The 7287-nt window shown below is 59.7% G+C and carries 8 protein-coding genes and 3 pseudogenes; 3 read left to right on the top strand and 8 right to left on the bottom strand.

Going from position 1 to position 7287, the window contains the following annotated elements:
• The 3 genes and pseudogenes from GRI55_RS14610 to GRI55_RS15360 form a co-directional block, all read left to right on the top strand.
• Positions 1 to 148 (top strand): annotated as a pseudogene (locus tag GRI55_RS14610) (plasmid stabilization protein); the annotation flags it as partial.
• A gap of 14 nt (positions 149 to 162) precedes the next feature.
• Positions 163 to 372 (top strand): hypothetical protein, encoded by a 210-nt coding sequence (locus tag GRI55_RS14605; RefSeq protein WP_050599068.1) that lies wholly within the window; start codon positions 163 to 165, stop codon positions 370 to 372.
• A gap of 99 nt (positions 373 to 471) precedes the next feature.
• Positions 472 to 1014: a DNA N-6-adenine-methyltransferase gene (locus GRI55_RS15360; RefSeq protein WP_370873307.1), complete on the top strand. Its 543-nt coding sequence runs from the start codon at positions 472 to 474 to the stop codon at positions 1012 to 1014.
• A gap of 43 nt (positions 1015 to 1057) precedes the next feature.
• Here the strand turns inward: GRI55_RS15360 and GRI55_RS14595 are convergent, their stop codons facing one another.
• The 8 genes and pseudogenes from GRI55_RS14595 to GRI55_RS14560 form a co-directional block, all read right to left on the bottom strand.
• Positions 1058 to 1681 (bottom strand): hypothetical protein, encoded by a 624-nt coding sequence (locus GRI55_RS14595; protein WP_160767620.1) that lies wholly within the window; start codon positions 1679 to 1681, stop codon positions 1058 to 1060.
• Entirely contained in the window at positions 1681 to 2190 is a 510-nt protein-coding gene (locus tag GRI55_RS14590; protein WP_130587015.1) for a hypothetical protein, read from the bottom strand. Before GRI55_RS14590 ends, GRI55_RS14595 begins: the two co-directional genes overlap by 1 nt.
• Before the next feature lie 1085 nt (positions 2191 to 3275).
• Positions 3276 to 3485 (bottom strand): hypothetical protein, encoded by a 210-nt coding sequence (locus tag GRI55_RS14585; protein ID WP_050599068.1) that lies wholly within the window; start codon positions 3483 to 3485, stop codon positions 3276 to 3278.
• A gap of 63 nt (positions 3486 to 3548) precedes the next feature.
• Positions 3549 to 4419 (bottom strand): annotated as a pseudogene (locus GRI55_RS14580) (SDR family oxidoreductase).
• Between the two features lie 43 nt (positions 4420 to 4462).
• The gene (locus tag GRI55_RS14575) at positions 4463 to 5080 is read right to left on the bottom strand and encodes a flavodoxin family protein (RefSeq protein WP_063512069.1); all 618 of its coding nucleotides are present in this window, start codon (positions 5078 to 5080) and stop codon (positions 4463 to 4465) included.
• 44 nt (positions 5081 to 5124) lie between these two features.
• Positions 5125 to 5919, bottom strand: coding sequence for an SDR family NAD(P)-dependent oxidoreductase (locus tag GRI55_RS14570; protein WP_160767572.1), 795 nt, complete (start codon positions 5917 to 5919; stop codon positions 5125 to 5127).
• A gap of 2 nt (positions 5920 to 5921) precedes the next feature.
• The gene (locus GRI55_RS14565; protein ID WP_160767574.1) at positions 5922 to 7103 is read right to left on the bottom strand and encodes a zinc-dependent alcohol dehydrogenase; all 1182 of its coding nucleotides are present in this window, start codon (positions 7101 to 7103) and stop codon (positions 5922 to 5924) included.
• Positions 7103 to 7287: pseudogene (locus GRI55_RS14560) on the bottom strand (SRPBCC family protein); the annotation flags it as partial. The gene GRI55_RS14565 and the pseudogene GRI55_RS14560, both read right to left, overlap by 1 nt.

Below are 7287 nucleotides of genomic sequence, written 5' to 3'. Positions count from 1 at the left end.
CGAGCACATCGAAGTGAGCTACGAGGACCGCGGCGTCTCGCAGGAAGAAGCCGAACGCCGCGCCTGGGCAACGGTCAACAAGGAAAGCGGCGGCGGCAACGAGTCCGGCTCCGGCCGGGGCGGCCAACAGAGTTCGCGCGAAAACGGGGCGGAAAGCAAGTGATGCATAGCTACAAGCTGCGCGCCCGCGATGATCACAATTCAGTGATTGAAGAGATCGACTTCGAATGTCTCTCGATTGCCGGAGCTTTGGACAAGGCCAAGGCCATGGTCAAAGCCGGCCACGCGGATCTCTACGAAGATGGCATGCCGATCTGTTCGATGGAACTGGTGGCAGAAACAGGCGTGTGGCTGGTTGGTAAGCCGCGGTGATCTGAACGCTTAACGAAATTATAGCCGAGCGACCCTTAAATCGCGGGCAGTTCCAGCTCTGCGTTTGCTTTTCGAAGTGTCGTCCGCATTCTGGAAGTTTTGGCGCCAAAGGCAAAACGGCGAGCTCCTGAGAGAGCATACTGGGGCCAGGGTGACAAAGATGACCGCGATAGCCGCTTCACGCCAGAAGAGTTCATGGAACCGGTTTATGCGGCCTTCGGCCGCATCGACTTGGATCCGTGCGGACACCCGTCCAGTCCCGTAGTCGCAACTCGCAGGTTCATCCTCGGCAACGGTGACGACGGGCTTCGAGACGCTTGGTTCGGCCGATTCGTTTACGTCAACCCGCCCTTCTCCGCGCAGCTAAGCTGGTTACGTCGAGCACATGAGCAATGGCGTATGGGAAACGCTCGCACCATAGCGTGTCTAGTGCCCGCCAGAACGGATTCGGCCTGGTTCCACGAGACTCTTCGTGCCAATGTCGATGTCTATTTCCTGCAAGGGCGGATCCGGTTTATCGACCTGCGTGGAGGGTCTCAAGCTACCCCTTTTTCATTGATGCTAGTCGTTTTCGGCGCGACGGCGGAACAGAAGGTAGCATACGCCTATGCGGTCGCCGGGTTCTGGATGGATCGAAAGTAAGCAAGGGGGCGCCCATGTCATGAGCGCCCTCTTTTCACGTCGATCAGCTCCCAGCCTCTGTGAATTCGGCCCATCGCTCAGCGAGAACACGAGCGCCGTCATTATAAAGGAGCTCATTGTCCAAACCTCCATAACGAAGACCCGCCTTCGCAGTCCTGCGAGGACAGATCAGCAGATGAAGATGCGGTTGGTTCGGTGATGATATCCGTCCAGGCGCATGCTGTATCAGCAGTGTGGCGAGCCCCCTCTCATCGGCAAGGATCCTCGCGAATGCGCGTCCTTTTTCCCAAGCATGATGCATACGGTCCACGTCTGGGGTCGGGATCGTCAAATAGACAAGGATTGCGGGATTGACCTGCATTTCGTCGCACCCTTCGAGAAACGGAAGGGACGTAGCGAACTGATCTTCTGCACCTTCCGGCAGAATCACGTCCACCCTCTCCGCCGTGATGGCATCGGGTTCAGTTGGCGGTGGTTGGACGGGTTGCAATTTTCGCCTTCCAAATTCGACAGCGGAATTGGTTCGATCTTTGAATGTCGAACGCAACACGCCGAACGTGAGAGTGTTCTCGCTCAGCAGATAGAGCCAGCTTTCGGGATGGTTCGGGTCGGTGGCGGCAAGTGTCTTAGACTTCGCCTTTGACTTTGGCTTGAGTGGTTTTGCCATCAGATCTGCCCCCGCGAGAGGCGAACGATCCGCGCTGCGGCCCGGCATGCGCCATCGGCGCGTTCATCATCGCAGAACGGCTGGCGCATACGCAATTCCAGACCGCAGCTTCCGAGCTTCAGGGCAGGCCCCTGCGACCTTTCAGCGCAAAGCCACAGATCGCCATTCTCGCGCTCCATGAAATGCAGCGCGCGAAAAATCAGCAGTTCAGCAGGAGTCCGCACCGCAACATCGACTGTGACAGGATTGTCTATTTCTGGAGACAATCCTGCCCGAATAAGGATCGTATCGCTGGCCAGATTGATCGCCGCTTTGGAAAAATCCTTGAAGACGGGATTGTCTGCCGGGGTCACTCCGATCACCAGCTTGCAATCGCCGAATGCGATCGAACTTGGTGGCAGATGGGGCGATCGGACAGTTCGTATCGGTCCTGCCCAAGCCATGGCCACGAGGGGCAGAGCCAGCAGACGCAGGGCCGGGTTGTATTCCTTATTTTCGTTGTATTTCATCGAGACTTCCTTCTGCAGACGCTGGATCGGCCGATCCAGCGGAAGCATCGATCTTGATTTTCATCCTACCGATTTGCTTCGTCTCTCCTTCAGCTATGGAACCTCCTGAATGGTCGCCTCGACCTGCTTGGTAGGGCCCTGCACGCCCCACCAATTTTCCAGCGAAGGGAGGGCGATTTGCCGCTCCCCACTCTACGAAGTTCTTCACTTCGCGCTCGCAGAGCTGACCTTCCGGCGTGTGGACCTTGTCCACACAAAGGACCTGAGGCGCGAAGTAGCCGAACCAGTGGACAAACGGTCTGCTCGAAAGGTTTGCAATCGGGGTGGGTTCCGGCCGATAGGCAGAGCCAGCTCGAATTGAAGCCAGAGGGCTGTGTCCACAGCATGTAAAAATGCCATGCGGCATTTTTACGGTATTGCGCCTACTAAAACTACATGGACAAAACGCCCGTTTTGCCGATTATTTTTCCTGACCGAATGGGAAGGTGGAAGAATTTTGTCCACATAATCGCGGTGATATCATGCCTGATGATCATGTGGCCATTTGTCGAACAACTTGTCTGGCGAAGACGGGGCCAGAATGTTCGGAGGGGGCTTTGAGCAAAGCCCTGTTTATCTGGGCTTCGTCCACACCGTTTCGAAAAGAGTTCGACGTTCGCACCATGCGTGTTTGCGATGGTCGAAGCAACCTAGGATGAAAGCGTTCGGCGCAGATCACCGCGCTCATAAGCGGTCCAGATACTCGGCCTTTGCTCACGCGCCTGTTCGCCATTTTCGCGCTGCGGTGCGATGGACAAATCAATAAAGCTGATCACGATGCAGGCCGCGCCGTGCCTTCCATGTTGCCGATCTTTTCGACTTGTTCAGACAGTCGGCGCCGCGGAGAATTCATTGAGCATCCCCTAGATGCAAGCGCTCTCGGCTGCGCTTCGGTGTGTCCGCTTTGCGCTCTCATTCCAGACGTTCACGGCTGCTTTCGGATGCCCTTTTAGTTGCCGCGCGCGGCGAATTCGAAAAGCAAACGCAGAGCTGGAACTGCCCGCGATTTAAGGGTCGCTCGGCTATAATTTCGTTAAGCGTTCAGATCACCGCGGCTTACCAACCAGCCACACGCCTGTTTCTGCCACCAGTTCCATCGAACAGATCGGCATGCCATCTTCGTAGAGATCCGCGTGGCCGGCTTTGACCATGGCCTTGGCCTTGTCCAAAGCTCCGGCAATCGAGAGACATTCGAAGTCGATCTCTTCAATCACTGAATTGTGATCATCGCGGGCGCGCAGCTTGTAGCTATGCATCACTTGCAGCCCAAACTGGTCACCGCGCGCTGTTTCGCTCCCCTTGCTCGGGCAGCCGACAGATCACATCATCGGTTTGCCGCCGGTAACGGCGATTGTGGCTCCCGAGATGTAGCTTGCTTCATCGCTCGCCAGCATGACGTATGGAGGCGCGAGTTCGGCGGGCTGCGCGGGGCGGCCGAGCGGATAATCCTTCCCGAATTCGGCGACGTCCTCTTCCGGCATCGTCGAGGGGATAAGCGGTGTCCAGACCGGGCCGGGCGCGACGCAGTTCACCCGGATTTTCCGGTCTGCCAGCAATTGCGCGAGGCCGGCCGTGTAATTCTGGATCGCCCCCTTCGTGGTCGCGTAGGGCAGCAGCGTGGGATTGGGCTGGTCGGAATTGATCGACGCCGAATTGATGATCGAACTGCCCTCACCCATGTGGGGCAAGGCGGCTTTGGCGAGATAGAACATCGCGTGGATGTTGGTGGCGAAGGTCCGCTCCCATTCCTCGTCGGGAATGTCCTCCAATGTCTCGAAAGTCATCTGGTGGGCAGCGTTGTTCACCAGCACATCGATACCGCCGAAGGTGCGGACAGCCTCGTCGATTATCGCTCGGCAATGCCCCGCATCGCTGATATCGCCGCGCATCAGGACGCATTTTCGCCCCGCTTTTTCGACCCATTCCTTCGTTTCCTGCGCGTCGTGATCCTCGCACAAATAGGCTATCAGCACATCCGCGCCTTCGCGCGCGAAGGCGATTGCGACCGCGCGGCCGATCCCGCTGTCACCGCCGGTGATGACGACCCTTTTTTCCCTCGAGACGGCAGGAGCCCTCGTAGCTGTCTTCGCCGTGATCGGGCTTGGGGTGCATTGCCTCGGTCGCGCCCGGAACACGCTGTTGCTGCTCAGGCAGGGGCGGCTTGATCCGGTTGGTGGTTCCTTGTCCCATGATGGTCTCCCAAGAGATTACAGAGTGTGAGCGTTCCGGGCCGTCAGGACTTCGTCCCGGGGTAGGTGTCGCCTGCGAGAAGTTTCGCGAGATGTGCGGCATTGATCGCGCACATCTGTGCGGTCTCGGTCACCGCATCGGGGGTTTCGGCCAGCTCCTTGAAGTCGGTGTTGCCCATCGCCTCGCCGACCCAATAGCAGGCCGCGCCCGCCGGGATCGTCCAGCCGGTGTCGTTGAGCGACTGGAACAGCTGTGCCGAGCTCCAGTGCGCGCCATCTTCATTGCCGACGATCGCGGCAATCGCCACCTTGCCGAAGCTCGGCATCCGGCCCTGGTCATCGGTTTCGCTGGTGAAGGCATCCATGCGTTCGAGCACGCGTTTGGCGACCGACCCGATCTGGCCCATCCAGATCGGCCCGCCGAAGACCAGGATGTCATGGCTCAGGATTTTCCCGCGAATACCCGGCCAGTCGTCGCCCTCGCCCTCGTCCGACGTCACGCCCGGGGGGACATTGTAATCGGCGATGCGGATGGTTTCGGCCAGTTCGACATCCTGCTCGGCCAGATGCTCTTGCAGCACGGCGATCATGGCATCGGTCGAGCTTGCTTCGTCCGAAGATTTCTTGAGCGAGCAGTTCAGGGCGATGGCGGTGAGAGGCATAGGTGTTCTCCTCGGTTGTTGCAGATTGGCGAAGGCGTGCGGCCCTAGCGATCGCCGGGTTCGGCCATCCGGCGATGCATCTGGGCAAGCACCGTGTCGGGGATCACGCCGGCGAACATATCCTGGATCTTGTTCATGAAGCCGCTGACCGTGTGGGCGTCGCCTTCGAGAAGGGCCTTGTAGCCCGCCTCGGCGACCATTGCGGGATCGTCCTTGCTGTCCGATTTGCCGACATCGGTGTTCTCCATCCCGGCGCGGTCGAAGAAATCGGTATCGGTCGGCCCCGGCATCAGGCACGAAACAACCACGTCGGTATCCTTAAGCTCGTTGCGCAGCCCGAAGCAGAAGTAGTCGACGTAGCTCTTGGTGCTATTGTAAACGAGCTGGAAAGCGCCGGGGATGTGCCCCGCGATCGAACCGGTCACAAGGATGCGACCGGCATTCTTCGCCCGCATTTTCCGTCCGATATGGTGCAGGAGCCATGTCGTGCCGGTCACATTGGTATGGATGACATGGGCGATGTCCTTCCACTCCTGATCGAGGAACGCTTCGCCCAGCCCGTGGCCGGCATTGGCAAGCAGGACTTCGGGCGTGCGATCGCCGATCGCCGTCACGAGGGCCTGGAGGCCTTTGGGGGTGGCGAGATCGGCTTCGACCGTCTCGACGCCTGCGGCACCGCACTGCCGCGCGGTGGCTTGGGCCGCGCCAAGATCGCGGTCGGCGGCGAGGATCAGGTCGCAGCCATCGCGGGCCGCCAGTTTCGTGAGCTCAAGCCCGATGCCGCTCGAAGCACCGGTAATCACGCATAGCCCGGACAGCTTGTCGATTTTCCCGGCCATGATCAGTTCTCCATCCCGGGCTTCAGAATGACCTTGGTCCATTCATTCTGCTGCTCCTTGAAATTCTTGTAGCCCTCGGCCGCCTGTTCGAGCGGCAGCCGGTGGCTGATCAGGAACGTGGTATCGAGCGTGCCATCCTCGATCTTCTCGAGCAGCGGCTTGGTATATTTCTGGACATGTGTCTGGCCGCCACGGACCTGCAGGCCTTTTTCCATCATTGCCCCGAGCGGCCATTTGTCGGTCATCCCGCCATAGACGCCGGGGATCGAGACCTTGCCGCCGAACCGGACCGCGAGAATCGCCTGCTTCAGCGCGCTCGCGCGGTCGGCGCCCATGCCGACCTTCTGCTTCACGACGTCGAACATGTTGTCGATAGCGAAGCCGTGCGACTCCATGCCGACCGCGTCGATCACGGCATCCACGCCGATCCCGCCGGACATTTCCATCAGGGCTTCGCGCACATCGGTCTCGCGGAAGTCGATGATCTCCGCACCCAGCTGCTTCGCCAGTGCGAGACGGTTCGGATAGTGGTCGATCGCAATCACCCTGGATGCGCCCATCACGATGGCCGACTGGATCGCGAACAATCCGACCGGGCCGCAGCCCCACACCGCAACCGTATCGTCGGGCTGGATGTCGGCATTTTCCGCCGCCATCCAGCCGGTCGGGAGGATGTCCGAGAGGAACAGCACCTGGTCGTCCTCCAGATGGTCGGGAACGACGATCGGGCCGACATCGGAAAAGGGCACGCGGGCGTATTCGGCCTGTCCGCCCGAGTAGCCGCCGGTCAGGTGCGAATAGCCGAACAGCGCGGCCATCGGCTGGCCGTAGAGCGTCGCCGACATATCCTGCTTTTCAGCCGGGTTGGAATTGTCGCAGGCCGAATATTGCTGCTGCTTGCAATGGAAACAGCCGCCGCAGCTGATCGTGAAGGGCACGACGACGCGCTGCCCTTTCTTCAGATCGCTCGCAGACCCCGTCTCGACGACTTCGCCCATGAATTCATGGCCCAGCACATCGCCCGGCGCCACGCCGGGAATGACGCCATCGTATAGGTGAAGGTCGGACCCGCAGATGGCCGTGCTGGTGATCTTGATGATCGCATCGCGGGGATTGATGATTTCCGGATCGCTGACCGTGTCCACTCGAACGTCGTTGGTTCCATGCCAGGTAAGTGCTCGCATCATCCGTTCTCCTGCTTGGCCGCGCGCGTTTCGTCCCGCGTTCGCGCCGATGTCGCTATTTCCCCGGTTTCCATGAGCATCTTGAAACGCTTCAGATCATGCCGGGCCTGGACCTGCGGCTCACGTAGGAACAGCTTCGCCACCGCTCGGCCGAGCGCGCCTGCGGGCGGGTCGTAGGCCATCA

The organism is Qipengyuania citrea (assembly GCF_009828015.1).
GTDB classification, from domain to species: Bacteria; Pseudomonadota; Alphaproteobacteria; order Sphingomonadales; family Sphingomonadaceae; genus Qipengyuania; species Qipengyuania citrea.
The sequence above is the reverse complement of the archived record's forward strand: the minus strand, read 5'-3'. Positions and strand labels throughout refer to the sequence as shown.